Source organism: Chitinimonas sp. (assembly GCF_041904975.1).
Classification (GTDB): domain Bacteria; phylum Pseudomonadota; class Gammaproteobacteria; order Burkholderiales; family Chitinimonadaceae; genus Chitinimonas.
Genome location: NZ_JAYRLZ010000071.1, coordinates 1 through 17,093, shown reverse-complemented (window position 1 = coordinate 17,093; position 17,093 = coordinate 1). Strand labels below are relative to the sequence as shown.

Annotated in this window: 16 protein-coding genes and 1 other RNA gene; 10 read left to right on the top strand and 7 right to left on the bottom strand. The window is 61.9% G+C overall.

Annotated elements, in window-relative coordinates; genetic code table 11:
* Positions 1-986, bottom strand: a 986-nt coding sequence (locus ACE3OH_RS08975; protein ID WP_374351038.1) for a GNAT family N-acetyltransferase, incomplete at its 3' end; no start/stop codon positions are given.
* A gap of 101 nt (positions 987-1,087) precedes the next feature.
* Positions 1,088-3,115 (bottom strand): FAD-dependent oxidoreductase, encoded by a 2,028-nt coding sequence (locus tag ACE3OH_RS08970; RefSeq protein WP_374351036.1) that lies wholly within the window; start codon positions 3,113-3,115, stop codon positions 1,088-1,090.
* 333 nt (positions 3,116-3,448) lie between these two features.
* Between ACE3OH_RS08970 and ACE3OH_RS08965 the strand changes: the two genes are divergently transcribed.
* On the top strand, positions 3,449-6,961 hold the full coding sequence (locus tag ACE3OH_RS08965) for an indolepyruvate ferredoxin oxidoreductase family protein (protein ID WP_374351034.1): 3,513 nt from the start codon (positions 3,449-3,451) through the stop codon (positions 6,959-6,961).
* 91 nt (positions 6,962-7,052) lie between these two features.
* Here the strand turns inward: ACE3OH_RS08965 and ACE3OH_RS08960 are convergent, their stop codons facing one another.
* The gene (locus ACE3OH_RS08960; RefSeq protein WP_374351030.1) at positions 7,053-7,589 is read right to left on the bottom strand and encodes a DinB family protein; all 537 of its coding nucleotides are present in this window, start codon (positions 7,587-7,589) and stop codon (positions 7,053-7,055) included.
* A gap of 116 nt (positions 7,590-7,705) precedes the next feature.
* A complete protein-coding gene (locus ACE3OH_RS08955; protein ID WP_374351028.1) occupies positions 7,706-8,209 on the bottom strand; it encodes a peroxiredoxin family protein in 504 nt (167 codons plus the stop codon).
* 131 nt (positions 8,210-8,340) lie between these two features.
* Here ACE3OH_RS08955 and ylqF point away from each other — a divergent pair, with 131 nt between their 5' ends.
* The 6 genes from ylqF to ACE3OH_RS08925 all read left to right on the top strand — a co-directional run bounded on the left by ylqF (position 8,341) and on the right by ACE3OH_RS08925 (position 11,484).
* Positions 8,341-9,237: a ribosome biogenesis GTPase YlqF gene (gene ylqF, locus ACE3OH_RS08950; protein WP_374351026.1), complete on the top strand. Its 897-nt coding sequence runs from the start codon at positions 8,341-8,343 to the stop codon at positions 9,235-9,237.
* Complete coding sequence (locus ACE3OH_RS08945) at positions 9,234-10,109, top strand: helical backbone metal receptor (protein ID WP_374351024.1); 876 nt, start codon at positions 9,234-9,236, stop codon at positions 10,107-10,109. Before ylqF ends, ACE3OH_RS08945 begins: the two co-directional genes overlap by 4 nt.
* A gap of 30 nt (positions 10,110-10,139) precedes the next feature.
* A complete protein-coding gene (locus tag ACE3OH_RS08940) occupies positions 10,140-10,355 on the top strand; it encodes a hypothetical protein (RefSeq protein ID WP_374351022.1) in 216 nt (71 codons plus the stop codon).
* Complete coding sequence (locus ACE3OH_RS08935) at positions 10,352-10,660, top strand: cell division protein ZapA (protein ID WP_374351020.1); 309 nt, start codon at positions 10,352-10,354, stop codon at positions 10,658-10,660. Before ACE3OH_RS08940 ends, ACE3OH_RS08935 begins: the two co-directional genes overlap by 4 nt.
* A gap of 22 nt (positions 10,661-10,682) precedes the next feature.
* A non-coding RNA gene (ssrS, locus tag ACE3OH_RS08930) (6S RNA) lies at positions 10,683-10,864 on the top strand.
* A 20-nt stretch (positions 10,865-10,884) separates the two neighbouring features.
* Complete coding sequence (locus tag ACE3OH_RS08925; RefSeq protein WP_374351018.1) at positions 10,885-11,484, top strand: 5-formyltetrahydrofolate cyclo-ligase; 600 nt, start codon at positions 10,885-10,887, stop codon at positions 11,482-11,484.
* Between the two features lie 7 nt (positions 11,485-11,491).
* Here the strand turns inward: ACE3OH_RS08925 and ACE3OH_RS08920 are convergent, their stop codons facing one another.
* Complete coding sequence (locus tag ACE3OH_RS08920) at positions 11,492-12,400, bottom strand: cation transporter (protein WP_374351016.1); 909 nt, start codon at positions 12,398-12,400, stop codon at positions 11,492-11,494.
* A gap of 114 nt (positions 12,401-12,514) precedes the next feature.
* Between ACE3OH_RS08920 and ACE3OH_RS08915 the strand changes: the two genes are divergently transcribed.
* The gene (locus ACE3OH_RS08915; protein ID WP_374351014.1) at positions 12,515-12,982 is read left to right on the top strand and encodes an EVE domain-containing protein; all 468 of its coding nucleotides are present in this window, start codon (positions 12,515-12,517) and stop codon (positions 12,980-12,982) included.
* A 91-nt stretch (positions 12,983-13,073) separates the two neighbouring features.
* Positions 13,074-14,027: a prolyl aminopeptidase gene (pip, locus tag ACE3OH_RS08910; RefSeq protein WP_374351012.1), complete on the top strand. Its 954-nt coding sequence runs from the start codon at positions 13,074-13,076 to the stop codon at positions 14,025-14,027.
* Between the two features lie 57 nt (positions 14,028-14,084).
* On the opposite strand, the gene ACE3OH_RS08905 is transcribed toward pip, so the two are convergent.
* Together ACE3OH_RS08905 and ACE3OH_RS08900 are read right to left on the bottom strand one after the other, a co-directional pair.
* Positions 14,085-15,467 carry an EAL and HDOD domain-containing protein gene (locus ACE3OH_RS08905; RefSeq protein ID WP_374351010.1) on the bottom strand — a complete coding sequence of 461 codons (1,383 nt, stop codon included), beginning with the start codon at positions 15,465-15,467 and terminating at the stop codon, positions 14,085-14,087.
* A gap of 124 nt (positions 15,468-15,591) precedes the next feature.
* Positions 15,592-16,119 (bottom strand): DUF3455 domain-containing protein, encoded by a 528-nt coding sequence (locus tag ACE3OH_RS08900; RefSeq protein WP_374351008.1) that lies wholly within the window; start codon positions 16,117-16,119, stop codon positions 15,592-15,594.
* 375 nt (positions 16,120-16,494) lie between these two features.
* On the opposite strand from ACE3OH_RS08900, the gene ACE3OH_RS08895 reads away from it, so the two are divergent.
* On the top strand, positions 16,495-17,093 hold a 599-nt coding region (locus ACE3OH_RS08895; RefSeq protein WP_374351006.1), incomplete at its 3' end, for a PHP domain-containing protein.

The window sequence follows — 17,093 nt, the reverse complement described above, 5'->3', positions numbered from 1 at the left end:
ACCGCCTCAAAGCCGCGCGCCAGTTTGTGCTCGCCCTGCGCGCCGCCTTCAAACACCTGCAAGCCCCGCTCGATAGCGAATTCGATACCCTGGTGGTAACACAGCTCGAAGTGCAATGACGGCACGAAGTGCTTCGCCCCCCAATAGCGGCCATACAGCCGTTCGCCATCAAACAGGTTCAGTGCGGCAGCCACCGGTTGATTGCCGTCAAGTGCCATGACCAGCAGGCAGTGCTGGCCCAGAGTTTCCGCCAGGCGCAAGAAAAACGGCAAGGTCAGGTAGGGCGAGCTGCGGTGCTGCAGGTAAGTCTGGCAGTAGCACTGATAGAAAAACTGCCAATCTGCCTCGCTGATATCGCTGCCGACCTTGCGCACCATGCGCAATCCGGATTCCGCCGCCTTGCGCCGCTCCTGCTTCAACTTCTTGCGTTTGTCGTGGCTGAGGCTGCCGAGAAATTCCGTGTAATCGCGGTACTGCCGGTTATGCCAGTGAAACTGCACGCCATGGCGCGGCATCAAGCCGGCCGCCTCGAACAGACCCGCATCGTCGGCAGGCGGAAACAGGATATGAACGCCCGACAGATCATATTGCCCGGCAAGATCCATGATGCCGCCCAATAGCAGGCTTTTGCAGGCCGGATCATTACCCAGCAAGCGGATACCCGGCACCGGGGTAAATGGAATGGCGCCAAGCAGCTTGGGGTAATAGGGCAGGCCGGCGCGCTGGCTGGCATCGGCCCAGGCCCAGTCGAATACATATTCGCCCCAGGAGTGCTGCTTTATGTAGAGCGGCATGGCCGCTTGCAGCGCGCCGGCATCGTCGCGCAAGGTGGCGTGCAACGGCTGCCAGCCGGTGCCCTCGCCGACACAGCCGGTTTGCTCCAGGGTCTGCAGGAAGGCATGGCGCAGGAAGGGCTGGCCACCGGCCAGCGCGTCCCACTCCTTTACGGCGATGTCACTGATCTGGCCATGGATATTGAGCTGCATCGCGCCAGTTTGTACCAGAAGCCATCGCCGCTTGCATCGTATCAATCGGCGGCGGCAAGCATCACCCTTGGGCCGGCCGGCTCAGCCGGCCCGTATTGCGCTCAGATAGCCGCAGCCAGTCGCGAGCCCTGATTGATCGCCCGCTTGGCATCCAGCTCGGCTGCCACATCGGCGCCACCGATCAGGTGCACGGTCTTGCCGGCCGCCTTCAGCGCGTCTTCCAGCTCGCGCAGCGGTTCCTGGCCGGCGCAGATGATGACGTTATCCACCGGCAGCACCGACGATTGGCCCTTCACCGTGATATGCAGGCCGGCATCGTCGATCTTGTCGTAGCTCACGCCGGAAATCATCTCGACCTCCTTCATCTTCAGGCTCTGACGATGAATCCAGCCGGTGGTCTTGCCCAAGCCATCACCCACCTTGCTGGTCTTGCGCTGCAGCAGCCATACCTTGCGCGGCGAGGCGTGTGGCTTCGGCCCTTCGGCCTTCAGGCCGCCCTTTTCACCCAGGGTCTTGTCGATGCCCCATTCCTTGAGGAAGCCATCGATATCCAGGCTGGTTGGCGTGCCTTCGGTGGTCAGGTACTCAGCGGTATCAAAGCCGATACCGCCTGCGCCGATGATGGCGACCTGCTTGCCCACGGGCTTGCCATGACGCAGCACATCCAGATAGCTGAGCACCTTGGGGTGGTCGATACCGGGCAGGTCGAGCTTGCGCGGGGCAATGCCGGTGGCCAGTACCACCTCATCGAACTCGCTCAGCTCGCCAGCAGTAGCGCGGTGGTTCAGACGCACCCTCACCCCGGTCTGGTCGAGCTTGCGCTTGAAGTAGCGCAGGGTTTCGTGGAATTCCTCCTTGCCCGGCACCTTCTTGGCCACATTGAACTGGCCGCCGATCTCGCCGGCCGCTTCGAACAAGGTCACCTCATGGCCGCGTTCGGCAGCAACCGACGCAAAGGCGAGGCCGGCCGGACCGGCGCCGACCACGGCCAGTTTCTTTTTGGCGGCGGCCGGGGTGTAGTTCAGCTCGGTTTCATGGCAGGCGCGCGGGTTGACCAGGCATGAAGTCATCTTGGCCTGGAAGATATGGTCAAGGCAGGCCTGGTTGCAGCCGATGCAGGTGTTGATATCGAGCGCGCGATCTTCCTCGGCCTTCTTCACCCAGTCGCTGTCGGCGAGGAAGGGGCGGGCCATCGACACCATATCGGCATCACCACGGGCCAGCACTTCTTCGGCCACGTCGGGCATATTGATGCGGTTGGTGGTGATCAGCGGAATACCGACCTTGCCCTTGAGCTTCTGCGTCACCCAGGTAAAGCCAGCCCGCGGCACCATGGTGGCAATGGTGGGGATGCGTGCTTCGTGCCAGCCAATGCCGGTATTGATAATGGTGGCGCCGGCCGCTTCCACCGCTTTGGCCAGTTGAATGGTTTCATCCAGTACCGAGCCGTTATCGACCAGATCCAGCATCGACAGGCGATAGATGATGATGAAGTCGCGCCCGACCCGCTCGCGCACGGCTTTCACCGTTTCAACGGCAAAGCGCATGCGGTTTTCGTAACTGCCGCCCCAGCGGTCGGTGCGCTTATTGGTCTTGGCGGCCAGGAACTGGTTGATCAGATAGCCTTCCGAGCCCATCACCTCGGCGCCGTCATAGCCGGCTTCCTTGGCCAGCTGCGCGCAGCGGGCGAAGTCGTCGATGGTGGCCAGGATCTGCTCTTCCGTCAGCTCCAGCGGTTCGTAAAACGCAATCGGCGAGGTGATCGGCGACGGCGCCACCGGCTTGGGCTGAAAGCTGTAGCGACCGGTATGCAGGATCTGCAAACAGATCTTGCCGCCAGCGGCATGCACCGCGTCGGTGACGATCTTGTGGTGCGCCACTTCATCGGCGTTATGCAGCATGGCGCCGCCTTCATACACCCGGCCCGCTTCATTGGGTGCCACGCCGCCGGTCACGATCAGGCCTACGCCGCCGGCCGCACGTTCGGCATAAAACGCCGCCATGCGCGCAAAGCCATTGGGCGATTCTTCAAGGCCGGTGTGCATCGAGCCCATCAGTACACGGTTTTTCAGGGTGGTGAAACCCAGATCGAGCGGTGCGAGCAGATGCGGGTAGCGGGTATGAGCCATGGTTGTCTCCGGTTTATCAGGCATGCCCCGGCAAGGGCGACAATGCGTTTACTGTAGGCGATGCAGGCGCATCACCCCGACTTTGTAAGTACTTGATCGCGAAGATACTTACTAACCAGTAAGTAGTCAATCGAGCACTTGCTTTGTTCGCAATGTGGCTTGATTGACGTTAACGTCAAATAAGCCGAGCAAATGCTTCAAAAAGCGCCTAGAATGCGCGCGCATCAGGGGCCAAGCGGCCCCGCGCTTCGTCCGGCCACAAGCTAAAACGAAGTTGCCCACTACCCGCTGCCAACCCCTCGCTGCGGACGCCCGACATCTGAAGGAGACATCATGGGAAAACCCGTTTCCCTGGACGATAAGTACTCGCTGGAATCCGGCCAGGTATTCATGACCGGCACCCAGGCCCTGGTCCGCCTGCCCATCTTGCAACGTCAGCGCGATGCTGCCGCCGGCCTCAATACCGCGGGCTTTATCTCGGGCTACCGTGGCTCCCCTCTCGGTGGCGTAGACCAGGAACTGGCGCGTGCCAAAAAATTCCTGCAGCCGCACAAGATCGAGTTCCTGCCGGGCGTCAACGAAGACCTTGGTGCCACAGCAGTGTGGGGCTCGCAGCAGGTTGGCCTGTTCCCGGGTGCCAAGTACGACGGCGTGTTTGCCATGTGGTATGGCAAGGGCCCGGGTGTTGATCGCTCCGGTGATGTGATCCGCCACGGCAATGCAGCCGGCTCCAGCCAGCATGGCGGCGTGCTGCTGATCGCCGGTGACGACCATGCGGCCAAGTCGTCCACCCTGCCGCACCAGACTGACCATGCATTCGACGCCTTTATGGTGCCGGTGCTGAACCCGGCCGGCGTGCAGGAATTCCTCGACTATGGCGTCCATGGCTGGGCAATGAGCCGCTACTCCGGCTGCTGGGTCACCCTGAAAGCGATTTCCGATACGGTGGAATCGTCGGCGATTGTCGATGTCGACCCGGACCGCATCAAGGTCACCCTGCCGACCGACTTCAATATGCCCGAAGGCGGCCTGAATATCCGCTGGCCCGATCCTCCCCTGGTGCAGGAAGAGCGCCTGCTGCACCATAAGCTGTATGCGGTGCTGGCCTATGTGCGCGCCAACGGCCTGAACAAGATCGTGGTCGATTCACCCAAGCCACGCCTGGGCATCATGACCGCCGGCAAGAGCTATCTCGATGTGATGCAGGCGCTGGATGACCTCGGCATCGATGAAAAACTGGCCGCCGACATCGGCCTGCGCATCTTCAAGGTCGGCCTGACCTGGCCGCTGGAGCCGAACGGCACGCATAACTTTGCCGAAGGCCTCGATGAAATCCTGGTGGTGGAAGAAAAGCGCCAGGTGCTCGAGTACCAATTGAAGGAGCAGCTGTACAACTGGAAGGAAGAAGTCCGCCCGCGCGTCATCGGCAAGTTCGATGAAAAGGGCGAATGGACCCTGCCGGAAGGCCAATGGCTGCTGCCGGCCGCCGGTGAATTGACCCCGGCGATGATCGCCCGGGTGATCGCCGCGCGCATTGCCCGCTTTTACACCAGCCCGATCATCGAAGAGCGGCTCAAGTTCCTCGATGAAAAGGAAAACGCGCTGAAAAAGCCGCGCGACATCATCCTGCGCCAGCCCTATTTCTGCTCGGGCTGCCCGCACAATACCTCGACCAAGCTGCCGGAAGGATCGCTGGCTCTGGCCGGTATCGGTTGCCACTATATGGCGATGTGGGTCACGCCCGGCACCAAGATGTTCACCCAGATGGGTGGCGAAGGCGTGACCTGGGCCGGTATCGCACCGTTCACCGACACCAAGCATATGTTTGTGAACCTCGGTGACGGTACTTACTTCCACAGCGGCATCCTGGCCATCCGCCAGTCGGTGGCGGCCAAGACCAATATCACCTACAAGCTCCTGTACAACGACGCGGTGGCCATGACCGGCGGCCAGAGCGTGGACGGCACCCTCACCGTGCCGATGCTGACCCGTCAGCTGGAAGCCGAAGGCGTCAACAAGATCATCATCACCACCGATGAGCCGGAAAAGTATCAGGGCGTGCAAGGCCTGGCTGCTGGCGTCACCATCCATCACCGCGACGAGCTGATGGATATCCAGAAGCAGCTGCGCGAATTGCCCGGCACCACCATCCTGATCCACGACCAGACCTGCGCCGCCGAAAAGCGCCGCCGTCGCAAGCGCGGCAAGATGATCGATCCACCGCGCCGCGTGTTCATCAATGAGCGGGTGTGTGAAGGCTGTGGTGATTGCGGCAAGCAATCGAACTGCCTGTCGGTGATTCCGGTCGAGACCGAATACGGCCGCAAGCGCAAGATCGACCAGAGCTCCTGCAACAAGGATTTCTCCTGTCTGAAGGGTTATTGCCCGAGCTTTGTCACGCTGGAAGGCGAAGTCAAACCCAAGCGCAGCAAGCTGGGCAAGGATGCCTTTGCCAATCTGCCATCGCTGCCCAGCCCGACCCTGCCGAATATCGATCACCCATGGGGCGTGCTGATTACCGGCGTCGGCGGTACCGGCGTGGTGACCATCGGCGCAGTGCTCGGTGTGGCTGCGCGCATCGAGGGTATCGGTGCGACGGTGCTGGATCAGACCGGTCTGGCACAAAAGGGCGGGGCGGTAACCACCCACCTGCGCTTTGCCAGCAAGCAGAGCGCACTGCATGCGGTGCGTATTGCCGCCGGCGACGCCAATGTGGTGATCGGCTGCGATATGGTGGTGACCGCCACCAATGACTGCCTGGCCAAGATGCGCCATGGGTACACCCATGCGGTGCTCAATGGCTATGAGGCCGCCACTGGCGACATCACCAAGAACCCGGACATGAAGTTCCCGGCGCATTCGATGCTCAATACCGTACAGCAGGCGGTGGGCGAGAAGCTGTTCGACGTGGTCGATGCCACCCAGATCGCTACCGCACTGATGGGCGATTCGATTGCCACCAATATGTTCATGCTCGGCTTTGCCTGGCAGCGTGGCCTGATTCCGGTGTCGGAAGCGGCCATCATGCAGGCGCTGGAACTCAATGGCGCCGCCATCGACATGAACAAGCAGGCCTTCGTCTGGGGCCGCCATGCCGCACACGACCGTATGTCCGTGGAGAAGATCGCCTTCCCGCAAGTGCGCGAAGCAATCAAGCTGGCCAACCAGACGCTGGACGAATTCATCGCCCGCCGCGTCACCGACCTGACTCAATACCAGGACGCCGCCTATGCCGCACGCTTCAGCGCGGCCATTGAAAAGGTGCGCGCCGCCGAGCGCCGCGTGGCGCCGGAATCCGAGTTGCTGAGCTGGGCGGTAGCCCGCGCCTACTACAAGGTGCTGGCATACAAGGACGAGTATGAAGTGGCGCGTCTGTACACCGATGGCGAATTCCAGAAGCAGCTGGCCGAGCAGTTCGACGGCAGCTACACGCTGAACTTCAGCCTTGGCCCGACCTGGCTGCAATGGCTGGCCAAGAACGGCCAGGCGAAGAAGTTCAAGCTCGGTGGCTGGGTAATGGGCGCCTTCGGCATGCTGGCCAAGATGAAGGGCCTGCGTGGCAGCAAGCTCGATGTATTCGGCTACGCCGAAGATCGCGTGGTGGAACGGCGCCTGATCGGCGAATTCGAGCAGAGTCTGGAGTTATTGCTGGCCGGCCTGACCGCCGACAAGCTGAAAGACGCTGCCGAAATCGTCGAGCTGACCCGCCAGATCCGTGGCTACGGTCATATCAAGCTCAGCACCTATGCCGCCACCAAGCGCGACTGGGATGCCCGCATGAAGCAATACCAGGGCATTGCAGCCGCACCGGCCGCAGCAGGCAAGCCAGCTACGGTACGTATCTAACAGCGCAGCAAACAACAACGCCACCCATACGGGTGGCGTTGTTGTTTGTCCTTACCGCCGGCACTGAGCCAGCTCTGGCCGGATCGGGCTTTTAGCGGCCGGATGCCTGGCGGGCATTCGACAGCGTTTCCTGCATATCGCGCCGGTACTCCAGATAGTCCATTTCCACCACCGGTGCGCCAAGGCGGGCCGCCACCCCGGCTACCTGGCCGCGGTGATGAGCAAGCCGCAGTGCCAGATGGGTAAGGATGTCGTGCACCCAATGGGTTTGCTCCTTGCCCGATGCATTCTTGAAACGCAGCTCGCCATCGAAGAATTCAGCCGGCTGCGCCTCGATGAAATGCTGGCTTTGCCGCACGGTCTGCTTGGTAGCCAGTTTCAGCTCGCGCCAATCCTCGAACAGGATCTGGTCGAAGCGGTAGTCGGCCGGCTCCTGCTTGAAGCGGCCCAGCCAGATCAGATTGGCGGCGAGCAGATGATTGAGGGTGCCGTGGATACTTTTGTAAAACATGCCCTCGTCGCGTTTGCGGGCTTCATCGGAGAGTTTGTCGAGGGCAGCGAACAATTGGTCATTGGCCCAATGCTGATAGTCCGCCAGATACAGGAAATGGTTTTTCCACGAAATCATGAGCTTACTCCCCGAATTCAGACTGTCAGCTTAGGCAGGAAACGCGCAGCCCCCAAAACCAAACGGCCGCAATTAGCGGCCGTCTGTCAATAATCACGCATTATCTGGCTGATTTTTCAGGACTCCGCCAACTTCTCCTCTATCAGGGCATGCAATTTGCCCATATCGGGCTCGCCCAGATAACGCTGCACAATGCGGCCGCGCTTATCGATCAGAAAGCTGGTCGGCGCCAGCGTGACATCGCCAAAGCGCTTGGCCAGGCTGCCATCAGCATCGAAAGCGACAAAAAACGGCAGGCCGAATTTCTCGGCAAAGGCGGCAACATAGGCGGGCGGATCGATATTCATCGCCACCGCCACCGTGGTATAGCCGCGTGCCTGGTATTTCTTGTAGGTATCAACCAGTTTCGGCATTTCTGTCACGCAGCCGGGGCAGGTCGGATACCAGAAATTCACCAGCACCACCTTGCCGCGCAAGGCATCTTGCTGCAGCTGCTCACCCTTGATCGAGGTGTATTGCACCGATGGCGCGCTACTCTGGCTGCCATTGCTGTAAAACAGCACGGCCGCAAGCAGAACAAGGACCAGGGCAACCATGGCCAGGCGGAAGGTGGATTTCATGCGGAACAGCCTCTAGATGGCCCTACAATGGGCTTGGTAACACCCGCTGGGCGAAGGCCGACATTGTATTGATTAATCAATGCCTTCGCTGCACCTGTATAATCGCCGCCCCACCCGACTGCGAGCATCTCATGGCAATTCAATGGTTCCCTGGCCACATGAACAAGGCGAAAAAACAGATCGCCGAGACCATGGCCAAGGTAGACATGGTCATCGAGGTGCTGGACGCCCGGCTGCCGCGCATTACCACCAACCCGCTGATCCATGATCTGCGCATGCATCGGCAGCGCCCCAGCCTGAAGGTGCTGAACAAGGCCGATCTGGCCGACCCGAAGGTGACCGCGCTGTGGGTGCAGCATTTCAAGAGTCAGCCCAATACCGCCGTCATCACCCTCGATGAAGCCGGCAAGGCGCGCGACACCGGCAAGGTGCTGGCCCTGTGCCGCGAGCTGGTGCCCAACCGTACCGGCGGCGAAAAGCCGGTACGGGCGATGATTCTCGGCGTGCCCAATGTCGGCAAGTCCACCCTGATCAATGCCCTGGCCAAGCGCAAGCTGGCCAAGGTGGCCGATACGCCGGGGGTGACCCAGTCGCAGCAGCGTATCGAGCTGCCCGAGGGCACCATCCTGGTCGATACCCCCGGCATGATGTGGCCGAAAATCGCCTCGAACAATGATGGCTACAAGCTGGCGCTGTCCGGCACCATCGGCCGCAATGCCTTTGATGCCGAAGATGTGGCCTGGTATGCCATGGGCTGGCTGGCGCTGCACTACCCGGATGTGATCAAGACCCGCTACCGCCTGCCCGATATGAGCGAACCTGGTGACGTGCTGTTCGAGCAGGCCGCGCGCGCCTTGGGCTGTGTGATCGGCGGCAATCGTATCGATGCGCAAAAGGCGGCCGAACGCATCCTGACCGATTTTCGCGCCGGCACCCTGGGCCGTATCAGCCTGGAGCGCCCCGGCGATGCACTCGACCTGCCGCTGGACGAGGCAGAAGACGACGACCAAGCCGAGACCGACGCATGAGCGCCGGGCAGTACCTGCGCCTGATGCTGCCGGCCCTGCTGGCGGTACCGGCGCCGGCTGCGGTGAGTGCACCTGACGATGCCGGCCGCACGGTCAGCCTGGCAGCGCCAGCCCGACGCATCGTCAGCCTGAGCCCGCATGCCAGCGAGATTCTCGCCCATATCGGCTTGGGCGAGCGGCTGGTGGCTCGCGACGGCGCTAGCGACTACCCGGCATCGCTCGCCCGTCTGCCCAGCGTCGGCCAGTATGGCGCCTTCAATGTCGAAGCCATCGTGGCGCTCAAGCCCGATCTGGTCGTTGCCTGGGAAGGGCCGCAGGCCGGGCCGGCCACCAAGCGCCTGCGCGAGCTGGGCATTGCCGTGTTCGCCAGCCAGCCCGGAGATATCCGCGCCATCCCGGCCACCATGCGCGCGCTGGGGCGGCTGGGCGGCATCGATCAAGCCGGCGAAGGCAAGGCGCGCGAGTTCGAGCAAGGATGGCAAGCACTGCAGGCACGCTATGCCGGCAGCCGGCCGCTGCGGGTGGTGCCCCAGGTTGGCAATGACCCGGCCATGACGGTAAACGACCAGCAGTTTGTGGCAGCCGCATTGCGCGCCTGTGGCACGCAGAATCCGTTTGGCCAGGAACGCGCCGCGGTGCCGCTGATTTCGCCGGAAGCCTTGCTGGCAGCGAAACCCGATGCCATCGTGGCGCTGGCAGAGCCCGCTGTGGCCGAGCAATGGCTATCGCACTGGCGCGCCCTGCCAGCCGGCACGGCGCGCCTCAGCGCATCGGCCGATACCCTGGGCCGGCCCGGCCCGCGCGTGATCGCGGCCGCCACCGCCCTGTGCGCCAAACTTGACCTGCTGCGTAGCGGCGGCAAAATCGACTAGAATCCAGTTTCCCGAGCACACCCCGCCATCATGGAAGCAGAACTGCAAAGTCTTGAAGAGCGCATCTCGCTGCTGGCCGCCCAGTGCCAGCAGTTGCGCGCCGAAAACATCGCGCTGCGCCAAAGCAATCTCGAACTCAAGGCCGACAACAAGCGCCTTGCCGACAAGGTCGATGGCGCCAAAGTGCGTGTGCAGGCGCTGATCGAGCAATTGCCGCTCGATGGCACCGAGGAAGAGCCAGCATGAGCGATATCAAGCAGCTTGACGTGACCATCATGGGTCGCGAATTCCGCATTGCCTGCCCGCCGGCCGAAGAAGCCGCCCTGCTGCAGGCAGTGGACATGCTGGATCAGAAGATGCGCGGCATACGTGATAGCGGCAATGTGATGGGGATTGACAAGATCGCCATCATGGCCGCGCTCAATATTGCGCATGAATTCATGAACACGCGCATTGCCGGCGGTTTTGACGTTGCCGACTTTAGGCGTAGAATCGGCCGGATGCAGGACACCATCGACGAGGCACTGAAAGAACAGCAGCAGTTGTTCTGACCTTCCCCGTCACGATTTCCCAGTTTCCCTGCGGCGCTCGTTCCGGTTCGATATTCTTTGAACCAATATTTAGGACCGGGTTGTTCGGCTAGTCGCGCCTGTTGTGCGCATCCCTTTGGAGGATGTACCTGATGGCGCACTGCTGGCGACCACTTGAACCGTCAGGTTCAAGATGTGAGCCGGGACGGCGCCCGCGGGGATCCCCACTCCCCGCCATTACCCTGATGACCGACAAAACCGCGCTACGCCGCCAGTTACGCCAGCGCCGCCGCGCCCTGACGCCGCTACAGCGCCGACAGGCCGAAGTCGCGGTTGCCAGGCAGTTGCGGCGACTGATCCGGCGCGGCCAGCGCGTCGCCGCCTATATGGCTTTCGGGACGGAGCTGTCCTTGCGCAGCTGGCTGGAGCAAGCTGCCTTGCACGGTGTCAGCGTCTATCTGCCGCAGATTCCAGCGCATGGCCGCAAGATGCGCTTCAGCGCTTGGCATGCCGCCTCGGCCTGGCGCAGGAATCGTTTCGGCATTGCTGAACAGCGCTCGCGCCAGACGCTGGCGGCCCGCCAGCTTGATGTGGTCCTGCTGCCGCTGGTGGGGTTTGACCTTGCTGGCAATCGCCTGGGCCAGGGCGGCGGCTACTACGACGCCACGCTGGCGTTTCGCCGCCTGCAAACGCATTGGAAAAAGCCACGCCTCTATGGCATTGCCTTTGATTGCCAGCGCGTCGAACAGCTTCCGGTCGAAGTACACGATATACGGCTGGACGGCATCATCAGCGAATCCGGCCTGCTGCGGCATCGAGGCAATGCCCCTCACGTGGCAGACTGAGCGCAGCTCAGGCATGCGGAGTTTCGGGCGGCGGCGTGTACTCAGGGCAAAGGGCGAGCCAGTCCACCTGCGGAAACTGACCACGAAAGCGCGTTTCGAGCTCGGCTCGCTGCTGTAGTACCGCCTCGGCATCCTCGCTCGTCAAGTCAAGCCGGGCACAGACGCGCAGCTGCCGGCCTTGTTCAGTAATCCACAACTGCCGTATCTGGCGCACCGCCGGGTCGGCCTGCAAGAAGGCGGCCATGGCGTGACGCAGCCCCATATCAGGTGCCGGGCCGCATAGCTGGCCTACCAGCTGCCGTCCAGCCAAGGCGGCCAGTAGCAGCATCATGATGCCCATGGCAGCGCTGCCCAGCGCATCGAGCAGCGGCTGCTCCAGCAGCAGGCTGAGCAGCAGGGCGGCCAGGCCGATTGCCGATGCGAGGCAGGCGGCCAGGTGCTGCAACAGCAACAAGCGCAAGCTGATCAGCTCGCTCGCCCCGGCCCTGACATCGGTGCGGCGGAGCCGCTGCCAGCGCTGCCAGCCGGCAAAACCGTGCATCAGCAAGGAGAGCGCCAGCACCGCCAGTGCCAGCCAGTAGCCTTCGATTTCCTGCGGCTCGGTCAGCTTGTGCACCGTTTCATCGATGGCGAGAAAAGCGCTCAGGCAATACAGCGGCAAGATGGCGATCTGTGCCCAGAAGTAGCCGGCATGGCCCCAGCCGACGGGAAAGTCGGGCAGGGGGGCCGGCTTGATCGCCTTGCTGCCCGCCATCAGCAAGGCTTGGCCAAGGCTGTCGGCCAAGGCCTGCACGGCGGCGGCATACATCACGCTGGAGCCGGTCAAGACCGCCGCCGCCAGTTTGGCCGCCGCCAGCAGCACGCTGATCAGCAAGGACACGACAAGAAGCTTGAGCGATTGCGTCGGAGCGGACATAGTTTCCCCTTTGCCAGACAGTGTAGGCGCTGCGGCCCTGCATGGATGGCTGGCACAGCAACACCTACCGCAAGCCGCGCACAGGCAAGCACAGTTCAAGCCAAAGGGAAGGTAATGCAATACTGGTTGATGAAGGCCGAACCGGATGATGTCGGCATTGATGATCTGGCTGCCATGCCGGCGCAGACGGTAGGCTGGTATGGGGTGCGCAATTACCAGGCACGCAACTTCATGCGCGATGCAATGCGTATTGGCGACAGAGTGCTGTTTTATCACAGTGGCTGTGCCGAACCCGGCGTCGCCGGCATCGCCGAAGTCTGCTCCGGCCCCTACCCGGACCCGACCCAGTTCGACCCGGCCAGCCCGTATTTCGACGCCAAATCCACCCCTGCCAACCCACGCTGGCAGCAGGTGGATGTCAAGCTGGTAAAGAAGACCCGCTATCTATCGCTTGCGGCGATGCGCGCCGCGCCCGAACTCGAAGGCATGTTGCTGCTGGCACGCGGCAACCGGCTATCCATCACCCCGGTCGAGCCTGGGCACTGGCGGGCAGTATTGACCTTGCTCGGAGAGTCTGCCTGAGCATCGTGGCGGCAGCTTGCCGGCAAATGCAGCCATCTTCCCCCTGCCAATACCGCAGGGCCCCAATCCATTCCAAGTACGGTAAAAAACCATGAGAGACCAACTCTACCCCGCCATCGCACCCAATCGCAGCGGCATGCTGCCGCTGGATGACCTCCACACCATGTACTGGGAGGAATCAGGTAATCCCGATGGCGTGCCGGTGCTGTTCCTGCATGGTGGTCCGGGTGCCGGCGCCAGCCCCAAGCATCGGCAGTTTTTCGACCCGGCGTTTTACCGCATCGTGATCTTCGATCAGCGTGGCGCCGGGCGCTCCACGCCGGTCGGGGAATTGCGCGACAACACTACCCAGCATCTGATCGCCGATATCGAGCGCCTGCGCGAGCTGCTCGGCATCGAGCAATGGCTGGTATTTGGCGGCTCCTGGGGCTCCACCCTGGCGCTGGCCTATGGCGAGGCGCATCCGGCGCGCTGCCTGGGTTTTGTGTTGCGCGGCATCTTTCTGTGCCGGCCGTGGGAGATCAGCTGGTTCATGCGCGGCATGCGCCAGTTCTTCCCCGAGGCCTGGCAACGCTTTGCCGACTATCTGCCGGAAGTCGAGCGCGGTGATTTGCTGGTGCATTACCACCGCCGCCTTAACGACCCGAACCCGGATATCCATCTGCCAGCCGCCAAGATGTGGAGCGTCTACGAAGGTGAATGCGCCACCCTGCATCCCGATCCAGCGGTGCAGGCTAACTATGGCAGCGATAATGTTGCACTCGGCGTCGGCCGTATCGAGGCGCATTACTTCGTCAACCGCATCTTCCTGCCGGAAAACGACTTGCTGGCCCAGGTCGGCAAGATCAGTCATCTGCCGATGATCACCATCCAGGGCCGCTACGATGTGCTGTGCCCGCCGGTGTCGGCTTGGGAATTGCATCAAGCCTGGCCGGGCTCCGCGCTGCATATCGTGCAGGACGCCGGCCATTCCGCCTGGGAGCCTGGCATTACCCGCGGCCTGGTGGCGGCCTGCGAGCAAATGAAGCTGACCTTGGGCGGCTAAACGCAAAAAGCACACAGCCCGGCAGCAAGACGGGCTGTGCGTCATATCAAGCGGGATTCAAACCACCTCTTCCACCCACAGCATCGCCTCGATCTGCGCCTTGTTGACCTCGTTGCGGCTGACATTGGCAGCGGCGAACAACTCCGGCAGGTCCGGCAGGTCACCATCTTCACACGCCAGAGCGACACTCAGCAGCGAGCCATATTTGCCGCTGTGGTTGAGCAAGGCCTGATTGATGTCGGGAGGCAGATTCAGCTTGCCGAGTATCACCGCCATGGGCTGACGCAACAGCGCATCCAGCATCGAGAACATGCCGGTGGTGAACAGCTGGTCGAGCTCGTCACGCTTGAACTGGCGCGCCCCCAGCGTCTCCATCATGCGCGCGCGTATCAGCGCGGTTTCCAGCAGCAGGCTATGGTCGCTTTCCTGCCGCTCGTGGCTGAACAGCAGCAAGGTCAGCCAGCGGTACAGCTGCTTGTTGCCGAGCACGATCATGGCGCGATCGAGCGTTTCCACCTTGGCGACGAGGCCGGCGCCGGGCGAATTCACATAGCGCAGCAGCTTGAAGCTGAGCATCGGGTCGTATTTCATCGCATTAGCGATGACATTGGGCTCGGCCTCGCTGCGCACCAGATTGAGCACTTCCAACAGGCGCAAGTAGCTGGCATCGACCGCATCCTCTTCCGACACCTCCTTGCGGCGCAGATAGCTGCCCTGCAGCAGGTGCACCTGCAATTGCCGGCAAACCTGCAGCTCTTCAAAGAAATGAATATCGCCCATCACCAGTTCCGCGTCGGGCGCTGCATTGGCAATGGCCGATACTTCCTTGGAAAGCTCCGACACATCGCGCTCTGACACGCTCATCTTGTGATAGTCGGCCAGCGAGAACAGCGGGATCAGCTCGGGTTTGAGCGGGAAATTATCAAAGCCCAGCTGGAAACCATGCTTTTTCAGGGCGGTAAGCCGGTCCATATGCACGATGGCATCGTGAAAAAACTCGGCGTCGTAGCGCAGCATCAGCACGAAACGCCCCTTGGGCAGCTTGGCCAACAGCGGGCTGTCGAGCGCCCACACCGACACTTCCAGAAAGATGCGCTTCTGGCCAAACGCCTTGGTGGCCTCCTCAGCCAGGAAGTTGCGCAGCAGCACTTCGTCGTAAAGCCGCCAGACCGAGTGCGCCATCTTGTCCTTGCGCTTGAGCACACTGTCGCGCAGGCGGAAATCGTAGCCGATCACCTTGAGATCACGATCGAGCATGATCTCGCGCTGCAGCATGGTTTCCGATGGTGCGCCGGCAACGAAACCGGCCTGCCCGGGCGCAGGCGACAGGGTATTGCCAAGCGGCGCCCCGGCCGGCGCGGCGGGAGGCGCCTTGGCCGCATTGGGCGGCGGCGCGGTTTCGTCACCGCCGAACAGTTTCTTGAAGATTCCAAACACCATGGTGGCCTGCCGTTTCCCACAAAGCGATCCTTCCGAAGGATAGTGCGAGAAACGGACCGCCCCAAGGCGCATTTACGCCAAGAGGGCGCCAGGGGGGCGCCTTCTAGGAAATGGCGTATGGTACTTACTTGGCCGAATAGAAGTTGTAAACCGCCTTGTACGGCACGCGGCTTTCCGCACCAGCCTTGTCGGCGCTGCAACCATCCACCGGCGCCTTGCCCGCCATGGTTTGCAGGCGGTGAATGCTGCTTACCTTGCCGAATACACCATTGCCACTGTTGGACTTGGCCTTGAGCAGCAGCCAGGGAATCGAGTTGGCATCAGGGCCGGGGTCCTTGGCCAGCACCTCGCCAACCACGGTACTGTCATCGGTCGATTTCCAGGTCGGGCCGGCAAAATGCGTACCCACCTTGGCACCAGCCGCGTCGAACAGATCGGCTTCCGGTGCGCGGAAGGTCCATTCAAACTTGCTGGCATCAGCCTTGCTGGGCTTGCAGTCATAAATCTGGAAACCAGTCGCATTCAGTTGCAGCGTCAGTACTTGGTCAGCAGGCAGCTTGAGCGCATCGGGTACAGCAATGGCAACAGGCCCGGCAGCCGCCGCCCCCAATGAAACCAGTGTGGCCACCGCGGCCAGGGTCAGTTTTTTCATATGCAATAAGCTCGAGAGAGGAAAAAGGTCAGGTGTGAAATCACCAGCCCGAAAGTATGCCCGATGCTCCGGCATGAAAAGAGGGATTGGCAGAATTGCCATCGCAAAGAAGACACGACCCCATGCCAAAGGCTGTCGATCGCCGGCCAGCCTTGCTTGCCAAACACTACCCGGCCTCGCCTGGTTGATCAGGCGGCATGGCGGGCATGTGCCGGGAAAACAGGCCATGAAATTCATTGCCTGGTTTATCCCTCGAAAACCGCTCCCACCCTTTCTTCACGGGTAGTTTTCAATGCCGTGCCTGCGGCACACACCCTTGCACTTCACACATAAAGCGACGAACATAGAGAACGTTCGTTCTCTATGTTCATTATCATGGCTCCTCGTTACGCCGAGCTGCATTGCCTGTCCAACTTCAGTTTCCAGCGCGGCGCTTCACACGCAGAAGAACTGGTGGAGCGCGCGCAGAGACTCGGTTACGCGGCCATTGCCATCACCGACGAGTGCTCGCTTGCCGGCATTGTGCGAGCTCATGTCGCAGCAAAGGAATATGGGATCAAACTCATTGTCGGCGCCGAGCTCAGCTTCGCTGACGGGCTGCGTGTCGCCCTGCTCGCGCCGGACCGTGAAGCCTATGGCGACCTCTCGCAGCTGATCAGCCAAGGGCGGCGCCAGGCAGAAAAAGGGCACTACCGGCTCGAGCGCGATCAGCTCGCCGCACTATCGTCCAGACTGCTCGCCCTCTGGCTGCCCGACTCGCCGCCCTCGCTGCCTGATGGTCACTGGCTGGCAAAATATTTCGCCGGCCGCGCCTGGGTAGCCGTCGAGCTGCACTATGGCTCACGCGACAAGGCGCGCCTGCGCGAATTGCAGGCCGCCGCCGAGGCCTGTGGCTTACGCTGCACCGCTGCAGGCGATGTGCACATGCACGATGCCTCGCGCCAGGCGCTGCAAGACGTGCTTACCGCCATCCG

What these genes read in the sequence shown, in the direction of transcription:
- ACE3OH_RS08970 (WP_374351036.1), bottom strand. Translation starts at nt 3,115, where the DNA reads ATGGCTCATACCCGCTACCCGCATCTGCTCGCACCGCTCGATCTGGGT.
- ACE3OH_RS08965 (WP_374351034.1), top strand. Translation starts at nt 3,449, where the DNA reads ATGGGAAAACCCGTTTCCCTGGACGATAAGTACTCGCTGGAATCCGGC.
- ACE3OH_RS08960 (WP_374351030.1), bottom strand. Translation starts at nt 7,589, where the DNA reads ATGATTTCGTGGAAAAACCATTTCCTGTATCTGGCGGACTATCAGCAT.
- ACE3OH_RS08955 (WP_374351028.1), bottom strand. Translation starts at nt 8,209, where the DNA reads ATGAAATCCACCTTCCGCCTGGCCATGGTTGCCCTGGTCCTTGTTCTG.
- ylqF (WP_374351026.1), top strand. Translation starts at nt 8,341, where the DNA reads ATGGCAATTCAATGGTTCCCTGGCCACATGAACAAGGCGAAAAAACAG.
- ACE3OH_RS08945 (WP_374351024.1), top strand. Translation starts at nt 9,234, where the DNA reads ATGAGCGCCGGGCAGTACCTGCGCCTGATGCTGCCGGCCCTGCTGGCG.
- ACE3OH_RS08940 (WP_374351022.1), top strand. Translation starts at nt 10,140, where the DNA reads ATGGAAGCAGAACTGCAAAGTCTTGAAGAGCGCATCTCGCTGCTGGCC.
- ACE3OH_RS08935 (WP_374351020.1), top strand. Translation starts at nt 10,352, where the DNA reads ATGAGCGATATCAAGCAGCTTGACGTGACCATCATGGGTCGCGAATTC.
- ACE3OH_RS08925 (WP_374351018.1), top strand. Translation starts at nt 10,885, where the DNA reads ATGACCGACAAAACCGCGCTACGCCGCCAGTTACGCCAGCGCCGCCGC.
- ACE3OH_RS08920 (WP_374351016.1), bottom strand. Translation starts at nt 12,400, where the DNA reads ATGTCCGCTCCGACGCAATCGCTCAAGCTTCTTGTCGTGTCCTTGCTG.
- ACE3OH_RS08915 (WP_374351014.1), top strand. Translation starts at nt 12,515, where the DNA reads ATGCAATACTGGTTGATGAAGGCCGAACCGGATGATGTCGGCATTGAT.
- pip (WP_374351012.1), top strand. Translation starts at nt 13,074, where the DNA reads ATGAGAGACCAACTCTACCCCGCCATCGCACCCAATCGCAGCGGCATG.
- ACE3OH_RS08905 (WP_374351010.1), bottom strand. Translation starts at nt 15,467, where the DNA reads ATGGTGTTTGGAATCTTCAAGAAACTGTTCGGCGGTGACGAAACCGCG.
- ACE3OH_RS08900 (WP_374351008.1), bottom strand. Translation starts at nt 16,119, where the DNA reads ATGAAAAAACTGACCCTGGCCGCGGTGGCCACACTGGTTTCATTGGGG.